This window comes from Micromonospora sp. WMMD735 (genome assembly GCF_049178995.1).
In the GTDB taxonomy this organism is placed as follows: domain Bacteria; phylum Actinomycetota; class Actinomycetes; order Mycobacteriales; family Micromonosporaceae; genus Micromonospora; species Micromonospora wenchangensis.
This window is the reverse complement of record NZ_JBMHMJ010000002.1, coordinates 4,316,214-4,335,051: the sequence shown is the minus strand read 5'-3', so window position 1 is coordinate 4,335,051 and position 18,838 is coordinate 4,316,214. Positions and strand designations below refer to the sequence as shown.

At 72.3% G+C, this 18,838-nt stretch carries 17 protein-coding genes and 1 pseudogene; 10 read left to right on the top strand and 8 right to left on the bottom strand.

All coding sequences use genetic code 11. From position 1 onward, the window contains the following. The first annotated feature begins 14 nt into the window (after positions 1-14). Positions 15-1,517, top strand: a complete 1,503-nt coding sequence (locus ACN268_RS18585; RefSeq protein ID WP_421484307.1) for an amino acid permease — start codon at positions 15-17, stop codon at positions 1,515-1,517. A 65-nt stretch (positions 1,518-1,582) separates the two neighbouring features. Here the strand turns inward: ACN268_RS18585 and ACN268_RS18580 are convergent, their stop codons facing one another. Continuing rightward, positions 1,583-3,094: an alpha-N-arabinofuranosidase gene (locus ACN268_RS18580; protein ID WP_421484306.1), complete on the bottom strand. Its 1,512-nt coding sequence runs from the start codon at positions 3,092-3,094 to the stop codon at positions 1,583-1,585. Between the two features lie 127 nt (positions 3,095-3,221). On the opposite strand from ACN268_RS18580, the gene ACN268_RS18575 reads away from it, so the two are divergent. Then, entirely contained in the window at positions 3,222-4,220 is a 999-nt protein-coding gene (locus ACN268_RS18575; RefSeq protein ID WP_421484305.1) for a LacI family DNA-binding transcriptional regulator, read from the top strand. Positions 4,221-4,249: 29 nt separating this feature from the next. Here the strand turns inward: ACN268_RS18575 and ACN268_RS18570 are convergent, their stop codons facing one another. From ACN268_RS18570 to ACN268_RS18560, 3 genes and pseudogenes are all read right to left on the bottom strand, one after another. Next, the gene (locus ACN268_RS18570; protein ID WP_421484304.1) at positions 4,250-4,975 is read right to left on the bottom strand and encodes a methyltransferase domain-containing protein; all 726 of its coding nucleotides are present in this window, start codon (positions 4,973-4,975) and stop codon (positions 4,250-4,252) included. A gap of 162 nt (positions 4,976-5,137) precedes the next feature. Beyond that, a pseudogene (locus tag ACN268_RS18565) lies at positions 5,138-5,383 on the bottom strand (hypothetical protein); the annotation flags it as partial. A 38-nt stretch (positions 5,384-5,421) separates the two neighbouring features. Further along, positions 5,422-7,059, bottom strand: a complete 1,638-nt coding sequence (locus tag ACN268_RS18560; protein ID WP_421484303.1) for an ABC-F family ATP-binding cassette domain-containing protein — start codon at positions 7,057-7,059, stop codon at positions 5,422-5,424. 325 nt (positions 7,060-7,384) lie between these two features. Between ACN268_RS18560 and ACN268_RS18555 the strand changes: the two genes are divergently transcribed. Further along, the gene (locus tag ACN268_RS18555) at positions 7,385-8,155 is read left to right on the top strand and encodes an ROK family protein (protein WP_421484302.1); all 771 of its coding nucleotides are present in this window, start codon (positions 7,385-7,387) and stop codon (positions 8,153-8,155) included. Between the two features lie 92 nt (positions 8,156-8,247). Next, the gene (locus ACN268_RS18550; protein ID WP_421484301.1) at positions 8,248-8,616 is read left to right on the top strand and encodes a tetratricopeptide repeat protein; all 369 of its coding nucleotides are present in this window, start codon (positions 8,248-8,250) and stop codon (positions 8,614-8,616) included. A gap of 33 nt (positions 8,617-8,649) precedes the next feature. Here the strand turns inward: ACN268_RS18550 and ACN268_RS18545 are convergent, their stop codons facing one another. After that, positions 8,650-9,009, bottom strand: a complete 360-nt coding sequence (locus ACN268_RS18545) for a hypothetical protein (protein WP_421484300.1) — start codon at positions 9,007-9,009, stop codon at positions 8,650-8,652. Between the two features lie 177 nt (positions 9,010-9,186). Between ACN268_RS18545 and ACN268_RS18540 the strand changes: the two genes are divergently transcribed. Together ACN268_RS18540 and ACN268_RS18535 are read left to right on the top strand one after the other, a co-directional pair. Continuing rightward, positions 9,187-9,399 carry a helix-turn-helix transcriptional regulator gene (locus ACN268_RS18540; RefSeq protein ID WP_091242277.1) on the top strand — a complete coding sequence of 71 codons (213 nt, stop codon included), beginning with the start codon at positions 9,187-9,189 and terminating at the stop codon, positions 9,397-9,399. A gap of 122 nt (positions 9,400-9,521) precedes the next feature. Next, entirely contained in the window at positions 9,522-9,776 is a 255-nt protein-coding gene (locus ACN268_RS18535; protein ID WP_067315484.1) for a Smr/MutS family protein, read from the top strand. A gap of 21 nt (positions 9,777-9,797) precedes the next feature. On the opposite strand, the gene ACN268_RS18530 is transcribed toward ACN268_RS18535, so the two are convergent. The 3 genes from ACN268_RS18530 to ACN268_RS18520 form a co-directional block, all read right to left on the bottom strand. After that, positions 9,798-10,247 (bottom strand): GNAT family N-acetyltransferase, encoded by a 450-nt coding sequence (locus tag ACN268_RS18530; protein WP_204924793.1) that lies wholly within the window; start codon positions 10,245-10,247, stop codon positions 9,798-9,800. A 1,119-nt stretch (positions 10,248-11,366) separates the two neighbouring features. Then, positions 11,367-11,705, bottom strand: coding sequence for a PadR family transcriptional regulator (locus tag ACN268_RS18525; protein ID WP_421484297.1), 339 nt, complete (start codon positions 11,703-11,705; stop codon positions 11,367-11,369). Between the two features lie 154 nt (positions 11,706-11,859). After that, positions 11,860-14,256: a M28 family peptidase gene (locus tag ACN268_RS18520; protein ID WP_421484295.1), complete on the bottom strand. Its 2,397-nt coding sequence runs from the start codon at positions 14,254-14,256 to the stop codon at positions 11,860-11,862. Positions 14,257-14,498: 242 nt separating this feature from the next. Between ACN268_RS18520 and ACN268_RS18515 the strand changes: the two genes are divergently transcribed. Genes ACN268_RS18515 through ACN268_RS18500 form a run of 4 tightly spaced genes read left to right on the top strand, consistent with a single transcriptional unit; the run spans position 14,499 to position 18,793 of the window. Then, positions 14,499-15,743 carry a PP2C family protein-serine/threonine phosphatase gene (locus tag ACN268_RS18515; RefSeq protein ID WP_363650826.1) on the top strand — a complete coding sequence of 415 codons (1,245 nt, stop codon included), beginning with the start codon at positions 14,499-14,501 and terminating at the stop codon, positions 15,741-15,743. After that, positions 15,740-17,545: a sensor histidine kinase gene (locus ACN268_RS18510; RefSeq protein ID WP_421484292.1), complete on the top strand. Its 1,806-nt coding sequence runs from the start codon at positions 15,740-15,742 to the stop codon at positions 17,543-17,545. The genes ACN268_RS18515 and ACN268_RS18510 overlap by 4 nt, the downstream gene beginning before the upstream one ends. After that, positions 17,542-17,994, top strand: a complete 453-nt coding sequence (locus ACN268_RS18505) for a response regulator (RefSeq protein ID WP_088644726.1) — start codon at positions 17,542-17,544, stop codon at positions 17,992-17,994. Before ACN268_RS18510 ends, ACN268_RS18505 begins: the two co-directional genes overlap by 4 nt. Then, complete coding sequence (locus ACN268_RS18500) at positions 17,987-18,793, top strand: inositol monophosphatase family protein (RefSeq protein ID WP_421484290.1); 807 nt, start codon at positions 17,987-17,989, stop codon at positions 18,791-18,793. Before ACN268_RS18505 ends, ACN268_RS18500 begins: the two co-directional genes overlap by 8 nt. Positions 18,794-18,838 lie beyond the last annotated feature (45 nt).

Below are 18,838 nucleotides of genomic sequence, written 5' to 3'. Positions count from 1 at the left end.
CGGTGGTGGGAGGGGTGAGCGCAGTGTCCGTGCTGCGAACCAAACCGATCAGGGACGTGGTTGCCCAGGGCAACGCCGACGGCAGTGACGGCACCCCCGGTCTGAAACGACGACTCGGGGCCCGCGACCTCACCGGGTTCGGCATCGGCATCGTGATCGGCACCGGCATCTTCACCCTCACCGGCATCGAGGCGCGCGACAGCGCCGGGCCGGGTGTGGTGATCTCGTTCGCCATCGCCGGAGCGGTCGCCCTGCTCGCCGCCCTCTGCTACGCCGAACTGGCGTCCAGCGTGCCGACCGCCGGCAGCGCCTACACCTACGCGTACGCCACGATGGGCGAGATCGTCGCGTGGATCATCGGGTGGGACCTGCTGTTGGAGTTCGCGCTCGGCGCGGCGGTGGTGGCCCGGGGCTGGTCCGGTTACCTCGCCGAACTGTTCGGCCTGCCGAGCACCTGGTTCGCCGAAGAGGGCAGCGTGGTCAACGTCGGGGCGATCGGCATCGTGCTGCTGCTCGGCGTCGTCGCCATCGTCGGCATCCGCGAGTCGGCCCGGATCACCAACCTGCTGGTCCTGGTGAAGGTCGGCATCTGCGTCTTCGTCATCGTCGCCGGGCTGTTCTTCGTCAAGGCGGCCAACCTCACCCCGTTCATCCCGCCGGCCGAGCCGGCCGGCGCCGGCGACGACGGGATCAAGCAGCCCGTCACCCAGGCGCTGTTCGGGCTGGAACCCTCCGTCTTCGGTTTCGTCGGGGTGCTCACCGCCGCCGCCGTGGTCTTCTTCGCGTACACCGGTTTCGAGGCGGTGGCGAACCTGGGTGAGGAGACCCGGCGGCCCAAGCGGGACCTGACCCTGGGTCTGTTCGGCACCCTGCTGATCTCCACCACGCTCTACATCGGCGTCTCGCTGGTCGTGGTCGGCATGGTGCCGTACGCCGAGATCGACCGGGGTGCCCCGATCGCCGCAGCCTTCAACGCGGTCGGCGCGGGCTGGGCCGGGGTGCTCGTCTCCATCGCCGCCGTCGCCGGCCTGACCAGCGTGATCCTGGTCGACCTGGTGGCCATGGGTCGGATCGGCTTCGCCATCTCCCGGGACGGCCTGCTCCCGCCCGCCGTGGCGAAGATCCACCCGCGCTGGGGGACGCCGTACCGGATCTCGGCGGTGATGACGGTCGCGGTGGCGCTGCTCGCCGGGTTCCTGCCGCTGTCGGCCCTGGCCGACCTGGTCAGCATCGGCGCGCTCTGCGCCTTCATGATCGTCTCGATCGCGGTGCCGATCCTGCGTCGCAAGCGCCCCGACCTGGAACGGCCGTTCCGGGTCCCGTTCTCCCCGGTACTGCCGATCTTCACCGCGTTGGCCTGCCTCTACCTGACGCTCAACCTGTCGGTCGAGACCTGGATCAGGTTCCTGGTCTGGATGGCGCTCGGCGGTGTCGTCTACTTCTGCTACGGCTACCGGCGCAACCGCCTCGCCCTCCAGGAGGCCGAGGAGCGCGCCAAGGAGCCCGCCTCCGCCTGACCGCCCGTCGGGTGCCGGCCGGTGGCCCCGGCCGGCACCCGGCCCGCCGTCGGGGCACGGTCGGGTCAGGGGCGCGGCGCGAAACGCAGCAGGTTCCAGGAGATCCCCGGCAGGCGTACGGTGCAGCGGTCGCCGTCGACGGTGCCGGTGGGCAGCTCCCGGGGGGTCACCCGGTCCGGCTCGGCCTCGGTGTTGACCGCGTCCGGGTCGTCCCCGGCGACGAGCGCGAGGTGCTGCACCTGGTGCAGCCCCGACAGACCCCGCAGGTCGAGATCCAGGGGGAGGTCGTCGGTGCCCCGGTTGACCGCGAACACGGTCAGCGCGCCGGACTCCTCGTCGTGCAGCGCGACGGTGTCCAGCACCGGCACGTCGCCGTACCGCTTCGTGACGTAGTGCGGTGAGACCGGCTCGGTGCGCAGCACGGTGCCCGTGGCGTACCGGGCGGTCAGGGCGAACGGGTGGAAGATGCTCTGCCGCCAGGCCGGCCCGCCGGTGCGGGTGCGGATCGGGGCGATCACGTTGACCAGTTGCGCCTGGCAGGCCACGCCGACCCGGTCGGCGTGCCGGAGCAGCGTGATCAGCAGGTCGCCGACGACCACCGCGTCGACTGCCGTGTACTCGTCTTCGAGCAGCTCCGGCGCCTCGACCCAGCCGCGCCGGTCCAGGTCCGCCTGGACGCGGGACTGGTACCAGACGTTCCACTCGTCGAAGGAGATCTTCAGCTTGCGGGTCTGCCGCAGCCGGGCGGCCACGTGGTCGGCGGTGGCGACGACCTCGCTGATGAACTGGTCCATGTCGACGGCCGAGGCGAGCAGGCTGGCCCGGTCGCCGTCGGTCGGGTCGTAGTAGGTGTGCGCCGAGACGTAGTCGACCTGCTCGTAGGTGTGTTCCAGGACGGTCGCCTCCCAGGAGGCGAAGGTGGGCATGCCCCGGCCGGAACTGCCGCAGGCGACCAGGCTGATCGAGGGGTCGATCAGTTTCATCGCCCGCGCGGTCTCGGCGGCGAGCCGGCCGTACTCCTCGGCGGTCTTGTGGCCGACCTGCCAGGGGCCGTCCAGCTCGTTGCCGAGGCACCACAGCCGCACCCCGTACGGCTCCTGCGCGCCGTGTGCGCGGCGCAGGTCGGACAGCCGGGTGCCGCCCGGGTGGTTGGCGTACTCCAGCAGGTCGCACGCCTCCTGCACGCCCCGGGTGCCGAGGTTGACCGCCATCATCGGCTCGACCTGCGCGGCGGTCGCCCAGGTCATGAACTCGTCGAGGCCGAACGCGTTGGTCTCGATGGTCTTCCAGGCCAGGTCCAGCCGGCGGGGGCGGTCGTCGACCGGGCCGACGCCGTCCTCCCAGCGGTAGCCGGAGACGAAGTTGCCGCCAGGGTAGCGGACCACGGAGACGCCCAGTTCCCGGGTCAGCTCCAGCACGTCGCGGCGCAGGCCGTGCGGGTCGGCCCCGGGGTGTCCCGGTTCGTGGATGCCGCCGTACACGCAGCGGCCCAGGTGTTCCACGAAGGAACCGAAGAGCCGGCGGTCCACCTGGCCGATCGTGAAGGCCGGGTCGATCGTCATCCGCGCTGCGCGCACGGGCCCACCTCTTCCCTGAGCTGCTCGGAGCGACTGCGGTCGATGCACCGCCCCGCGTTTGTATACCGTGGTCGCCAACGTTGTAAAGGATCTGTCGCGGGCCACCGACGCGGGAGGGAGCGGGGACGTGCGCCACCGCCTCAAGGACGTCGCCGAGCGGGCCGGGGTGTCGGTCAAGACCGTGTCGAACGTGGTCAACGGCTACCAGCACGTCCGTCCGGAGACTCGGGCCCGGGTCGAGGCGGCCATCGCCGAACTGCGCTACCGACCCAACCTGTCGGCCCGCAACCTGCGCAAGGGGCGTACCGGCGTGATCGCCCTCGCCGTGCCGGAGCTGGACGTGCCGTACTTCGCCGAGCTGGCGCGGCACGTGGTGGCCGCCGCCGCCGACCACGGCTGGACCGTGCTCATCGACCAGACCGGCGGTGGCCGGGAACGGGAGAAGGTGGCCGCCGCCGGCGTCGGCGACCACATGATCGACGGGTTGATCTTCAGTCCGCTGTCGCTGTCCGCCGACGACCTCGTCGGCCTGGAACTGCCGATGGTGCTGCTCGGCGAGCGGACGGACCACGGCCGGGCCGACCACGTGATGATCGACAACGTGACCGCCGCCCGGGAGATGACCGCCCACCTGATCGGTCTCGGCCGCCGCCGGGTCGCCGCCGTCGGCGCGCAACACACCCCCGAGGGCGCCGGCGCCCGCCTGCGGCTGGCCGGCTACACCGCCGCCCTGGCCGATGCCGGCATCGGGTACGACGAGCGCCTCGTCGCCGCCACGCCGGCCTGGCACCGCGCCGACGGGGCCGCCGCCCTGCGTCACCTGCTCGCCTCCGGTGCCCGCCCGGACGCGGTCTTCTGCTTCAGCGACACCCTCGCCCTCGGCGCGCTGCGCGCCCTGCACGAGGCCGGTCTGCGGGTTCCCGCCGACGTCGCCGTCGCCGGCTTCGACGACATCGAGGACGGCCGGTTCAGCGTCCCCACCCTGACCACGGTCAGCCCGGACAAGGAACGGATCGCCCGGCTCGCCGTCGACCTGCTCGCCGGACGGCTGGCCGGTGAGCGGGACGCACCCGCCCGGGAGGTTACCGCCCCGCACCGGCTGGCCTTCCGGGAGAGCACCACCTGACCCGGCCCGGTCGGGTGGCGTCGCCCCGGTCAGTCGAAGAAGCGGGCCAGGTGGGCGGGGGACACCGGTGGCGCGTCGGCGGGCAGCGGGGTCAGGTCGGCGAAGATGGACGCACCGTCGCAGCCGGCGTGCAGCGGATACCAGCGCGGCGTCCCCGGCGGGCGCTGACCGCACACCCCCTTGATCGTCTGTACGTCCAGCAGCCGCACGTGGGTCGGGTCGGCCACCGCGTTGACATGCCCCCACCAGGGGCTCATCACGTGCAGCACGCCACCCGGCCGCAGCACCCGGTGGCACTCGTCCACGAGCGGCAGGAAGTCGATCAGGTGCTCCAGTATGTGCACCGTGAAGATTACGTCGACGGAGTCGTCGGCCAGCGGCAGCGACCCGGACAGGTCCGCCACCGCGTCCACCCCCGGGGCGGGGAAGATGTCCAACCCCAGGTTCGTCGGGTACTGCTTCTGACCGCCGCAGCCCAGGTCCACCACCACCGGGTCCCGGCCGGCGACCCGCACCCGCCCCCACACGCCGTACACCCCGGCCAGCCGGCCGACCAGCTCGCGGACCAGCCGCAACTGCTCCGGTGCGGGCACCTCCCCGCTCAGGTGGGCGACCCCCCGGTCGAACCGCACCTGGACGCCGAGCCCGCGTAACCGCTCGTCATGGCGGGCCTGCTCGGCCCAGGCCGCTTCGAGGAACCCGTCGAGCGCCCGCAGCCGTTCGGCCGAGGGCGGTGCCTGCGCCAACGCGACCATGGCCACCTCCCGCCGGCCGTTACCCGCTTCCCGGCCCGGCACACCACCCGATCCGGTGCGCCGGCGTCGGCCGGGTCAGCCGCCAGCGCCGGGTCAGCCGCCGGCTCGTCGGGTCGGCCGGCCGACGGCCCGGATGCGCTGCCGGGGCGCACCTGCCGCCTTCGGGCGCTTGAGGTGGTAGCGGTGCAGCTCGTTGTGGCCCTCCAGGGACGGGTCCTCGCTCATCCCGACGAGTTCCCAGCCCTGGTCACCGGCCCGGTTCAGGTGCGCCAGCGCGGTGTCGCCGTAGGCGGTGACGTCGGTCATCGAGCCGTCCGGGCCGTACCAGACGAAGACGACCTCCCAGCTGAGGTCGGAGGCGGTCGGCTGGCGACGGCGGACCAGCAGCGCGTACTCCCATCTGAGCATGACCCCATTGTCACCCGGCGGCCGACGGGTGACGCCGATCAGTCCTCGGCGATCCGTCCGTCGGCGACCCGCAGCCGCCTGTCGACGCTGACCGCCTCCAGCATCCGCCGGTCGTGGGTGACCAGCAGCAGCGTCCCCGGGTAGCCGGCCAGTGCCGACTCCAACTGCTCGATGGCCGGCAGGTCGAGGTGGTTGGTCGGCTCGTCCAGCACCAGCAGGTTGACCCCCCGGCCCTGCAGCAGCGCCAGCGCCGCCCGGGTCCGTTCGCCCGGCGACAGCGTCGCCGCCGGCCGCAGCACGTGCGCGGCGCGCAGGCCGAACTTGGCCAGCAGCGTCCGCACGTCCGCCGGCATCATCTCCGGTACGGCGGCCCCGAACGCCTCCAGCAACGGCTCGTCGCCGAGGAACAGCCCCCGGGCCTGGTCGACCTCGCCGACCACCACCCCCGGCCCGAGCGCGGCGTGCCCGGCGTCGAGCGGCAGCCGGCCCAGCAGCGCGCCGAGCAGGGTGGTCTTGCCGGAGCCGTTCGCCCCGGTGATCGCCACCCGGTCGGCCCAGTCGATCTGGAGGTTCACCGGCCCCAGGGTGAAGGCGCCCCGGCGGACCACCGCGTCGCGCAGCGAGGCCACCACCGCACCGGCCCGGGGCGCGGCGGCGATCTCCATCCGCAGTTCCCACTCCTTGCGGGGCTCCTCGACCACGTCGAGGCGTTCGATCAGCCGCTCGGTCTGCTTCGCCTTCGCCGCCTGCTTCTCCGTCGACTCAGCCCGGAACTTCCGGCCGATCTTGTCATTGTCGGTGGCCTTGCGGCGGGCGTTCTTCACGCCCTTCTCCATCCAGGCCCGCTGGGTGCGGGCACGGGCCTCCAACGCGGCCCGGGTGTCGGCGTACTCCTCGAAGTCGGCGCGGGCGTGCCGGCGGGCCACCTCCCGCTCCTCCAGATACGCGCCGTAGCCGCCGCCGTAGTGCCGGACCTGCTGCTGCGCCAGGTCGAGTTCGAGCACCCGGGTCACCGTCCGGGTCAGGAACTCCCGGTCGTGGCTGACCAGCACCGTGCCGGCGCGCAGCCCGGTGACGAACCGTTCCAGCCGGTCCAGGCCGGCCAGGTCCAGGTCGTTGGTGGGCTCGTCGAGCAGGAAGACGTCGTACCGGCTGAGCAGCAGGGAGGCCAGCCCGGCGCGGGCCGCCTGGCCGCCTGACAGACCGGTCATCGGATGGTCCAGGTCGACGGTGAGCCCCAACTCGGCGGCGACCTGCTCGGCGCGTTCCTCCAGGTCCGCCCCGCCGAGGTCGAGCCACCGCTCCAACGCCCCGGCGTACGCGTCGTCCGCCCCGGTCGTGCCTGCGGTGAGCGCCTCGGCGGCGGCGTCCAGGGCGGCCTGCGCCCCGGTGACCCCGGTCCGTCGGGCCAGGAAGTCGCGGACCGTCTCGCCCGCCCGCCGTTCCGTCTCCTGCGGCAGGTAGCCCACCGAGGCCCCCGGCGGGCTCAGCGTGACGCTGCCCTCCTCCACCGGCTGCACCCCGGCCAGCGTGCGCAGCAGCGTCGACTTGCCGGCCCCGTTGACCCCCACCAGCCCCACCACGTCGCCGGGAGCGACGACCAGGTCGAGGTCAGTGAAGAGCATCCGCTCCCCGTGGCCGGAGGCGAGTCCCTTGGCGATCATCGTGGCGCTCATGAGGCCCCGAGCCTAGCGCCCGCCGATCCGGGGCGGGGACATCGCGCGGCCCGGCCCGCTGCCGCCCAGTCGACGGGGGCGGTGGTCCGTGCGCCAGATCGTGGAGAGTTCTTGCGGCCATGGCGACAACAACTCTCCACGAACCTGCGCCCCTGCCGCCTCTGCCGGTCACCGCCGCCCGTCGCCACCGCCGCCCGTCGCCACCGCCGCCCGTCGTCACCGCCGGCACGTCTCCCGGGGCGGCCGGTGGTCGGGCTGCCGGCCTCGTCGGCGGAAGGTGGGGGAGGGGCGGGAGGAACGGGGGCGGGTGGGGCAAGGTGGGGGTGTGGGATTGACGTTGGCGATCGACTGCGGCGGCGGCGGCATCAAGGGCTCGGTGCTGGACGGGGACGGCACCCTGCGGGCACCGGTGATCCGGGTGGACACCCCGTACCCGTTGCCGCCGGAGCTGTTCGTCAAGACGCTGCTGGAGCTGGCCGGCCGGCTGCCCCCGGCGGACCGGGTCACGGTGGGGATGCCGGGCATGATCCGGCACGGGGTCGTGGTGGCCACGCCGCACTACGTGACCCGGTCCGGGCCACGCAGCCGGGTCGACCCCGACCTGCTCGCCGAGTGGTCCGGGTACGACGCGCGGCGGGCCGTCACCGAGGCGTTCGGGATGCCGGCGCTGGTGCTCAACGACGCCGAGGTGCACGGTGCGGGGGTGGTCGCCGGGACCGGCTGCGAGCTGGTGCTGACCCTCGGCACCGGGCTGGGCAGCGCGCTCTTCGACGGTGGGCGGCTCGCCCCGCACCTGGAGCTGTCACACGCCCCGGTCCGCTGGGGCACCACCTACGACACGTACGTCGGGGAGCCGGAGCGGCGGCGGCTCGGCGACGCCTTCTGGTCCCGGCGCATCCGGCAGGTGGTGGACGGGCTGCGGCCGGTGTTCCGCTGGGACCGGCTCTATCTCGGCGGCGGCAACTCGCGGCTGATCCGCCCCGAGCAGGTGGCCCGGATGGGCGACGACGTGGTGATCGTGCCCAACACGGCCGGAATCGTCGGCGGGGTCCGGGCCTGGCAGTTGACGGGCGAACGGGACGAGCCGGCCTCCTGAGCCACAAGTCGACCCCCAGGAACACTCGCGGTACGCCCGGTGTTGTGCCAGCGTCGGAGCAATGGCGACGTGACGCGAGGGGGTGGGTCGGGATGGATCTTCTGGCGGAGTACCGACGGGCGACCATGTACTTCGAGATGGGTGACCCGAGCGGAGCGGTCCGGCTGCTGGAGCCGATCGTGGCGGCCGAGCCCGGCAACTCCTCCGTACGTCAGCTGCTGGCCCGGGCGTACTTCCAGACCGCCCAGCTCGGCCGCGCCGAGGAGCAGTTGCGGGAGCTGGTCGACCGGGACCCCAGCGACCACTACGCCCACCACGTGCTGGGCCGGACGCTGGAGCGGCTGAACCGCTTCCCGGACGCGTTGCGCCACCTGCGCATCGCGGCGGCCATGCACTCGACCAACGACGACTACGTGACCGCGCTGCGCCGGGTGGAGAGCCGGGTCGGCAACGGTCGCTGACGTCTGACGACACCGGGCCGGGGGACGGGGTTTCTACCCGTCCCCCGGCCCGGTTCCGCGTCTGGTCCAGGCCAGGAACCTGTCGAACAGTTCCGTCGGGGTGGGTACGGCGTTCGGGTTGAGGGTGACCAGGTCACCGGTGGCGTCGAACAGCCGCCCGGCCATGTGGACGGACAGCCCGACGCGGTCCCGCCGGTATTCGAGGATCAGCAGCAGCCGGGCGGGCCGACACGGCCAGGGGGCGGCACACACCCGGCACCACCAGAGGGGCCGCATCGGTACGTGCGGCCGCACGGCCCCGCCGGGGCGGGCGTGCACCGGCGAGGCGTTCGATCTCCGTTGGGTACTGGGGGTGAACCGGTCGGGTGGCGTGCTGGTCTGGCGGGGCTCCATGGAGTGTTCCGTGGCGTCGGCCATCAGCGTGCGGGGCGAGCGGGCCGGGGGGAGTGCGGCGATATCACCCCAGCGTGTCGGCCGTCTTACCACTTGTCAAGCTGCCAGGGTGTATCTGGCAAGGTGCATCTTGCCTAGCTGCGGTTTGACCACTGGCGGTCTGGCTACTCTCGCGCCGTGCCACGTCACCTCTACGGGGCGGGCGAGATCACGACGCGGCTCGGCGTCAGCCGACAACGGGCGCGCCAGATCATCGACCGGCCCGACTTCCCCAAGCCGTACGACCGGCTCGGGATGGGTGCTGTGTGGCTCAAGGCAGAGGTCGAGGCGTGGATTCGCGAACACCGCCCCCACCTCGGCGAGGCAGACGACGAGGAACAGCCCGCCTGACGGCCGCTGGTTGCCGGCGTGCTGCTCATGTCGGAGCAACCGGCCGAAGCCTGAGCCTCGCTCCGACGCGTGCCGGCCTACGATGGGCCTGCCATGGCGGCTGCGCAGGTGGGGGAGGCGGGATGAAGCTCAAGCTGGACCTGCACGACATCTTCAACAAGGGTCACGACATCGACCGTGCCCTGCGCGGGATCATGGACGAGGCGGTGGCGAAGAAGGCCACCCTGGTCGAGATCATCCCCGGTAAGGGCTCCGGCCAGCTCAAGAAGAAGGTGCTGCGGTTCCTCGACCAGAAGGACGTCAAGCAGCTCTACCACCGGGTCGAGAAGGACTCCAAGAACTTCGGACGCCTCTTCGTCCACTTCCGCTGGAAGTGATGCGGGCGTCATGATGGCCGGTCAGAAATCGAGGACGGCGACCGTCTCCCCCTCGCTCTGCTCGCCGGTCGGCCGGAAGCCCAGCTTCAGATAAAAGCCCTCCGCCCCGCCCTCGCGGGGCACCCAGGTGACGTACGCCCGGTTGCCGCCACGGGCGCGGATCTCCGCGCACACCGCCTCGACGGCGAACCGCCCGTAACCCTTGCCCTGGGCGTCGGCCGCGATGTTGAGTTTCCAGAGGCCGGACCGGACGTCATCGGGGTTGTCGCCCCACGCGTAGTCGAGGAAGGCCATCAGGAAGCCGACCAGCCGGTCGCCGTCGAAGATCAGCCTCGGCCAGGCGATGTCCGGGAAGACGTACGCCTCGGCCAGTGACTTGACCACCGGTCCGACCAGATCCTCCTGATCGGGGCGCACCGACAGTTTGAGCGCCGCCTCGTAGTTCTCCGGGGTGACCTTCTCCAGCCGCATTCTGCGGACCGTAGTCCGCCCCGCCGGCGCTGGCGACCGGTTATCTGTGGTCATGGATGGTTGATCGCCTTCGACCACGTCGTCAGAACGGATAGGTGTGGGCGACCACCCGCATCGCCCAGCTGTGCGGCTCCACCATCCTCGGTCGTCGCCGAGACCCCCGTTAGCGTGGCCAACCGTTGCTGGCGCCCATTACCCGCAGCTATCGCGGATGTGCGCCGGGCCTTGCTAGTAGGTTGGTAAAAAGCGAAATAAAGCTTAAGTCGGACATGGAGAGCATTTTAGCAAGGGGCATGACATCGACCGCATTGAACGACCCGTTAGGATCAGGAAGGGGGGTGAGGATATGAGAGGGTGGAATCGGGGTTTCCAGAGTGGCTTGAACTACGCGCCCCTCATGATGTGGGCTGCGGCGAACTGAGCACCAACGAAAAGCACTCCTGTGGGCAGCAGGATGAGCAGTACCTTGTATGCGGCTGTGCGCCGGGCGACCGTTTCGCCGAACACTGCAGTCAAACTTATGAGGGCGACGATGCTGGTGTAAGTGAGAAGAACGGTCGTCGGAACCCAGTGAGGCATGGCAGCATCTCCGTCCTGAACAGCGCTCGGGTTGCCCATCTGGTCGGTCGGAGCCGGAAGCCCCGCGAGTCGTTTTGTGAGGCATTGAGGTCGCCAGCGGTGCCCTGCAGGTCATAGGTTGGTTCGGCGGCGTCCTATCCAACGCAGCGTCAACGCTTGCTTTGGAACGCTGCGTAGGATGTCCACCACGTAGGCGGTGCGATGCCACCATGGGACGTTTTCGGCGCGTAGGTCGTGTAACTCGCCTCGCCACTCCTCCAGCCATCGTGCTCGGGTCGAGGGGGGCAGTAGTAAGCTCAGCAAGCCTAAGATTGAGGCTCCCAGCAAAGTTGATGACGAGGTTCCCGTTGGACTTGAGCGCGGAGCTTCCGCTACCCTCCTGCTTATCGTTCCAATTGCCATGGAAAGAGGTCTCCGCGGGAGCCGCCGTCTGCCGCGATACCTATCGGGCTCGGTATTAAGCCGCTGGCGCATTACCTTACCCCCCAACTAATGCGGCGGATCCCCATCATGCGACAAGGTCTCGTCAAGGCAAGCACCTCAGTAGCCCGGGTGAGGGCGAAGTCGCCCAGCGGTGGGGGTGCCTCTGGTGCGGGCGGAGGTTTCGGCTAGAGCAAGGCGTGCGGTTTCGGCACCGCCTGGGGCGAACTGGTAATACCGTCGCCGAGGCCGCCCTTGATCCTCGTGCTCGGCAGGATCTTCCCAATGGGATTCCACCCAGCCAGCCTGCTCAAGGCGGGCGAGAATTGGATGGAGGGTGCCCGACTTGAGGCCGGTCTCGCGAGCAATGTCACGACCCCAGCGCGGGTCGGCGGGTGTGGTAAGTAGGGCGCGAATCACCGCCACGGTCTGCGGTGTGAGGCGTGGCGTTTCGGACATGACTCGACTCTACCTAGGTAGGGGTTCGATGTCTACCTAGGTAGGTCGCTTTAGTGCGCCAGTCCAGCCATGCGCGCGAGCATGGCCAGGGTGATCGAGGCCTTTCACCTGCTTAGGGCAGGTGAGTAGGCATGGCCTATGTCGGGAGCAAGCGTCAGAGTGGATAGGTGCGGGCGACCGCCAACATCTCCGAGGTGTGCGACCCCACCACTCCCACCCCCGCAGGCCGGGGACGGAACCCCGGCAGCCCCTCCAACCCGTCGCTGGCGTCCATCGCCCGCACCGCCACCTGCCCCGCCCGGGACACCACGGTCAGGGTGATCTCGACCCCTTCGGCAGGTGGGGCGTGGAAGACGATCCCGAAGCCCCACCGGTCGGCCGGAGTCTCCTCGACGCCCGGCTGCCGCTCGACCGGTACCTCCCGACCGGCCACCTCGGCCCGGGTCACCTCGGCGGTGGTCGTGTCGACGTGCAGGGTGGCCAGCCGGACGGTGCGCTGGGGGAGCAGCCGCAGCCGCAGGGTGCGCAGCCCACCGGCGGTGGTGTCCGCCAGCACCTGCACCGTCGGCGCGGGCAGGTTAGCCGCCGGTGCCGGGCCGCCGCGCAGGTCCGGATCGCCCAGGCCGGGGAAGCCGTCGACGGCGGCGGGACCGTCGACGTATCCGGCGGTCCACGGCTGCGGGTCGGCCTCCCGGGTGAGCCACTGCGCCTCGTTGGTGTCGGCGTCGAGGGCGTACATCAGGTGGGTGGGCACGGGGTGGTCGGCGTCGAACCGGTCGACCGCCAGGCCGACCCCGGCGAACAGGGCGGCGGCGAGCGCGGCGGCGACGGTCGGCAGCGCGCCGAGCCGGCGGGCGCGGGCGGCGACCAGGCCGCGCTGGCCGCCGGCCGCCGGGTGCAGCAGGTCGAGCACCGGCAGCGCGGCCAGCCCGAGCAGCACCGCGAACAGCGCCGCCACCCCACCCATCGCCATCCCCAGCGCAGGGAAGAGCAGCACCACCGTGGGCAGCAGGATCACCACGGCGACCGTGCCGGCCAGGGTCACCGCGACCACCGGCCACGGGCCGTCGATCCGGGTACGCAGCGCCACCAGGCCGGCGACCGCGCCGGCCAGCGCCGGCAGGGTGGCCAGGTACGCCCCACCGGGCACCAGCGCCGCCAGCACCACCCCGAGCACGGCCAGCCAGCCGAGCCCACCGACGGCCAGCGCCGCCGGGCCGACCCGGCGGCGGGTCAGCGCGTACCAGGTGAGCAGGATCGCGGCGGCGAGCGCCACCACCGCCAACCGGTACCAGACCGGCCGGTACGGGTCGAGCAGCTCGGCGTAGCCGGGGCGCAGCGCGGTGATCCCCGCCCACAGCAGTTGGGCGGCGACCGGGGCGGCCACGATCGGCACCAGCGCCAGCCCGAACCCGGCGGCCAGCCGACCGGCCCCGGCCCGCCCGGTGCTCCGGACCAGCCAGCCCAGCGTCAGCACCCCGAGCACCGCCAGGGCGGCCAGTGGCCAGGTCAGCCAGCCGGGGTAGCGGACCAGCCCGCCCGGCACCGGGAAGTAGGTGGCGTCGTGGCCGGCGCGCAGCGCCGTCAGGTCGGCGCGGCCGAACTCCCGGGCCAGCCCGAGCGCGTTGTCGCCGTGCATCTGGAGGCTGCCCCGGTCCATCGCCGCCGGGGTGTCCAGCGGGGTGTGGTAGATCGCGCCCCCGTCGATGTACGCCGCGTTCAACCCGACGAAGTCGTTGTCGAGGAAGGCGGTGAAGTCGGTGTCGTTGGGCAGCGCCCGGTAGATCTCCACCGCGAACGAGGTGCCCACCGGGTGCGGTGCGCCCCGGCCGAAGGCGGCCACCAGCTCGGCGTTGTTCCGGGACGTCTCGAACATGATCACCGGGCCGGTGGAGCCCCGCGCCTCCAGGTTGAGCACCACCCCGCCGTCGGCGGCCAGCGGGTGACTCGCCGCGAACGCCGCCGCCCCGCACAGGCACGCCTCCTCGGCGTCGGTCAGCACGAACACGACGTCGTTGCGGGGCCGGGGGCCGGCGGCCAGCGCGCGGGCCACCTCCAGCATGGTGGAGGTGCCGGCCGCGTCGTCGTTGCCACCCGGGCCGGTCTGCACCGAGTCGTAGTGCGCCACCAGGAAGACCCGGCCGGTGGAGGCGGTCCCGGGCAGCCGGGCCACCACGTTGCGGACCCGGGCGAAGGTGGCCCCGCCGGCCGCACCGCTGAGCTGCCCGGCCTCCGGGGCGACGGTGTCCTGCACCTCGGTCTGCAGGCCCAGCCCGCTCAGCACCCCGACCAGGTGCTCGCGGACCTGGTCGTTGGCGGCGCTGCCGGCCGGGTGCGGCCGTTGCGCCACCGTCTGCACCGTCCGGTACGCCCGTCCGGCGCTGAACTCGTCGGCCGGGGCGTCGACCGGCCGGGGCGTCGGGGTGGCCAGGGTGACCAGCACGACCGCGCCCACCGCGACCAGCGCCAGCAGGGCGGCCAGGGCGGCGGGTGGACGACGCCGGGGCCGGGCCAGCGCCCGGTCGGCGGCGGAGGCGGGGGGTGCGCCCACGGGAACTCCTCGGAGGTGGTGCGGAGGTGGTGCACCATCCTGCCCCCGCCGGGGCGCGGCCGGGGCGTACCGGAACCGAACCGTGACGCGCGGCGCTGACCGGACGCTCACCTGGTGACGGCCTTGTCAGGGAACGCCCGGACCGGGCGGACCGTGTTGTGTGCGACCGTTGTCTAATACAGGATCAGCAGGGCACTCGGAAGGAGCCCGACATCACCAGCGAACTCCCGCGTCTCGCGGCGGTGACCCGGTCGCACCGGGGGCCTGGCTCGGCCGGGCCCTCCGTCGCGCCGTACCCGCACGGCGGGCTGGGGCCGCACCCCAGCCTGCCGCCGGGTGAACGGCTGCGGGTGCTGCTGGTCGAGGACGACGAGGGCGACGCCTTCCTGGTCGGCGAGCTGCTCGCCGAGACCAACTCGATGATCGACCTGCTGGTCGCCACCAGCCTCAGCGAGGCCCGGCAGCGCATCGCCGGGGTCGACTGCGTGCTGCTCGACCTCGGCCTGCCCGACGCGCAGGGCCTGGACGGGTTGCGCCGGGTGCTGGAGATGTCCAGCGGCGCGGCGGTCTGCGTGCTGACCGGCCGCTCCGACGAGCACCTCGGCATCGTCGCGGTCGCCGAGGGCGCCCAGGACTACCTGGTCAAGGGGCAGGTCGACGGGGTGCTGCTGACCCGCGCCCTGCGCTACGCGGTGGAACGCAAGCGGGCCGACGAGAACGCCCGCCGGCTGCGCGAGGTCGAGCTGCGCCAGGCCGAGTCGGCCCGACTGGAACGGGGCCTGCTGCCCCAGCCGCTGATGACCACCGACGAGGTGGCGGTGCACACCTTCTACCGGCCGGGCCGGCACGCGGCGCTCATCGGCGGGGACTTCTTCGACGTGGTGCAGACCCGGCCGGACCGGGTCGACCTGATCGTCGGCGACGTGTGCGGGCACGGCGTGGACGAGGCGGCCCTCGGTGTCGAGCTGCGGGTGGCCTGGCGGGCGTTGATCCTGGCCGGGGTGCCCGACGACGAGGTGCTGCCCGCCCTGGAGCAGGTGCTGATGAGCGAGCGCCGGCTCCAGGAGATCTTCGCCACCGTCGCCACCGCCCGGCTCGACCTGGCCGCCAACCGGGCCACCGTCCGGCTGGCCGGCCACCCGCCGCCGCTGCTGCTGTCCGGCGGCAAGGTCGGGCCGGTACCGGCCCGGGGCGGCCTGCTGCTCGGCGTACGACCCCGCCGTCCCGTCGCGTTCGACCTGGAGTTCGACACCGATGACTGGTCCCTGTTGATGTACACCGACGGCCTGATCGAGGGGCGGGTGGGTGACGGCGACGACCGGTTGGACGTCGACGGGCTGACCGGCCTGCTCCAGGAGCGCGCCAACCACGCCGTGCCGCTGTCCGAGCTGCCCGCCTGGCTGGTCGGTCGGGCCGAGCAGATCAACGGCGGGCCGCTCGCCGACGACGTCGCCATGCTGCTGGTCACCCGGGGCGGTGGCCGGTGAACACGTACCGCCGGGGGTGGACCCTGCGTCGCCGGGTGCTGGCGCTGCTGGCCGTGGTCGGCGTGCTGCTGATCGGGTTGGCCGTGGCCGAGGCGGTGGTGGCGGCGAAGAACCGCGCCTACACCGACGCGCTGCTCACCCGCACCGGCCCGCTGCGGGTGCAGGGTCAGGAGATGCTCAACGCGCTGCTCGACCAGGAGACCGGCATCCGGGGGTACGCGGTCAGCGGCAACCGCGCCGACCTGGCCCCGTACGAGCAGGGGGTGCAGCAGGAGCGCGACGTGGCCGCCACGATCGCGGACCTGAGCCGGGACTACCCGGAGGTCGCCGCCGCGCTGCGGACCGCGCAGCAGCAGGCGGCGGACTGGCGGCGGACGGTGGCCGAGCCGGTGATCGCCACCACCGGGAGCAGCGGCACCGCCGCCGGCCAGGCGTTGATCACCGCCCAGGCCCGGCAGCAGTTCGACGAGATCCGGGCGTCGGTCGGCGACCTCCAGACGGCGATCCTGACCGAGCGGGAGAAGGGCGCCCGGGACATCGAGCGCACCGGCAACATGCTGGTGATGCTGCTGATCATCGCGGCGGTGGTGGTCGTCCTGGCGGGCACGCTGATGCTGCTCTCCCTGGAGCGGATGGTGATCCGACCGCTGACCGGCCTGGCGCAGCAGGTGCGGGAGGTCGCCGCGGGCGACTACCAGCACCACATCGCCGGGTCGGGGCCGCCGGAGTTCCGTCGGCTCGCCGACGACGTCGACGTGATGCGGCAGAAGATCGCCAAGGACCTGGCCGAGGTGCGGGCCGCCCGGGAGAACATCGAGTGGGTCAACAGCCAGTTGCAGAAGCAGGCCGAGGAGCTGACCCGCTCCAACCGTGACCTGGAGCAGTTCGCCTACGTCGCCTCGCACGACCTGCAGGAGCCGCTGCGCAAGGTGGCCAGCTTCTGCCAGCTGCTGCAACGCCGGTACGCGGGGCAGCTCGACGAGCGGGCCGACCAGTACATCGCGTTCGCGGTCGACGGCGCGCAGCGGATGCAGCGCCTGATCAACGACCTGCTGGCGTTCTCCCGGATCGGCCGGCTCACCACCGGTTTCGTCGACGTCGACCTGAACAAGGTGATGGGCGACGTGGCCAGCCAGACCGAGCCGGGCCGGCAGTACGCCGACGCCGAGCTGACCTGGGGCGAGCTGCCGGTGATCCGGGGCGAGGAGCCGCTGCTCACCAACCTGCTGGTCAACCTGGTCAGCAACTCGGTGAAGTTCCGCCGCCCGGACGTCGCGCCGAAGGTGCGGGTCTCGGCCCGGCTGGTCGGTGACGAGTGGGAGATCACCTGCCAGGACAACGGCATCGGCATCGAGGCCGAGTTCGCCGACAAGATCTTCGTGATCTTCCAGCGGCTGCACGCCAAGGACGCCTACCCTGGCACCGGCATCGGCCTGGCCATCGTCAAGAAGATCGTCGAGTACCACGGCGGTCGGGTCTGGGTCGACACCGACCAGGCCGAGGGGACGGCGATCCGGTTCACCCTGCCGGCCCGGCCGGAGGACGTCGAGGCGGCGAAGGCGGCGGCCGAGGCGGACGCGGCGGCGACCGACGGGGACACCGACGTGCCGGCCGACGGGGAGAGCCCGGCGACGACCGACGACGCCGCCCCCGGCCCGGTCGGGGAGACGGCCGACGAGGCCGGCCCGGCGGCCCGACCGACGCCGGTCGGCCGGCAACCGGACGGCACGCAGGACGAGGACCCACCCGGCGGGCCGCCGGGGCACGGCACGACGGGTGGCACGAAGGAGAGGGTCGGATGACCGCGCCGGCGGACGGCAAGAGCCCGATCGAGGTCCTGCTCGTCGAGGACGACCCGGGTGACGTGTTGATGACCCAGGAGGCGTTCGAGGAGCACAAGCTCCGCAACCGGTTGACGGTCGTCTCCGACGGCGCCGAGGCGCTGGCCTACCTGCGGCGCGAGGGCCGGTACGCGGACGCGGTGACCCCCGACCTGATCCTGCTCGACCTGAACCTGCCCCGCCGGGACGGCCGGGAGGTGTTGGAGGAGATCAAGAACGACGAGGAGCTGCGCCGCATTCCGGTGGTGGTGCTGACCACCTCCCAGGCCGACGAGGACATCCTGCGCAGTTACCAGCTGCACGCCAACGCCTACGTGACCAAGCCGGTGGACTTCGAGCGTTTCATCTCGGTGGTCCGCCAGATCGACGAGTTCTTCGTCAGCGTGGTCAAGCTGCCGCCGCGTGGCTGACCACCTGCTCGACGACGTCGACGCGCTGCTGCGGGAGACCGCGGCGAGCGTGGTGTTGCCGCTGTTCCGCAAGCTGGACGACGCCGACGTCACCGAGAAGGCACCGGGTGACCTGGTCACCGTCGCCGACCAGCGGGCCGAGGAGCGGATCTCGGCGGAGTTGCGCCGGTTGCTGCCGGGTTCCCGGGTCGTCGGCGAGGAGGCGGTCGCCGCGGACGGCTCGCTGCTGCGTCACCTGCGCGGCGACGGCGACGTGTGGGTGGTCGACCCGGTCGACGGGACGGGGAACTTCGCCGCCGGGCGGCGACCGTTCGCGCTGATGGTGGCCCTGCTCTCCGACGGCGAGCCGGCCGCGTCCTGGGTGTTCGACCCGTTGGCCGGGACGATGGCCGTGGCCCGCGCCGGGGCCGGCACCCGGCTGGACGGCCGGCCGGTACGCGAGACCCCCGTCCTGCCGCCGGACCGGCTGCGCGGCACCGCGATGGTGCAGTACCTGCCCCGGGCCACCCGGGACCGGGTGGCGGCCGGCGAGGGCCGGATCGGGGAGCTGCTGCCCGGCCAGCACTGCGCCGGGCGGGAGTACCTCGACCTGCTCACCGGTGACCAGCAGTTCGTCCTGTTCTGGCGGACCCTGCCCTGGGACCATGCCCCCGGCACGCTGCTGGTGCGCGAGGCCGGCGGGGTGGCCCGCCGCTTCGACGGCACCGACTACCACCCGGCCGACGACGGCACGGGCCTGCTGGTCGCCTCCGACGAGCAGACCTGGCACGAGGTCCACGCCGCCCTGCTCGACGACTGACCCGCCGGTCCGGCTCCGGGGCTCCGGCGGGCCGCGCCACCGGCC

What these genes read in the sequence shown, in the direction of transcription:
- ACN268_RS18530 (WP_204924793.1), bottom strand. Translation starts at nt 10,247, where the DNA reads ATGCGGCTGGAGAAGGTCACCCCGGAGAACTACGAGGCGGCGCTCAAA.
- ACN268_RS18505 (WP_088644726.1), top strand. Translation starts at nt 17,542, where the DNA reads ATGACCGCGCCGGCGGACGGCAAGAGCCCGATCGAGGTCCTGCTCGTC.
- ACN268_RS18570 (WP_421484304.1), bottom strand. Translation starts at nt 4,975, where the DNA reads ATGGTCGCGTTGGCGCAGGCACCGCCCTCGGCCGAACGGCTGCGGGCG.
- ACN268_RS18535 (WP_067315484.1), top strand. Translation starts at nt 9,522, where the DNA reads ATGAAGCTCAAGCTGGACCTGCACGACATCTTCAACAAGGGTCACGAC.
- ACN268_RS18525 (WP_421484297.1), bottom strand. Translation starts at nt 11,705, where the DNA reads ATGTCCGAAACGCCACGCCTCACACCGCAGACCGTGGCGGTGATTCGC.
- ACN268_RS18560 (WP_421484303.1), bottom strand. Translation starts at nt 7,059, where the DNA reads ATGAGCGCCACGATGATCGCCAAGGGACTCGCCTCCGGCCACGGGGAG.
- ACN268_RS18550 (WP_421484301.1), top strand. Translation starts at nt 8,248, where the DNA reads ATGGATCTTCTGGCGGAGTACCGACGGGCGACCATGTACTTCGAGATG.
- ACN268_RS18545 (WP_421484300.1), bottom strand. Translation starts at nt 9,009, where the DNA reads ATGGAGCCCCGCCAGACCAGCACGCCACCCGACCGGTTCACCCCCAGT.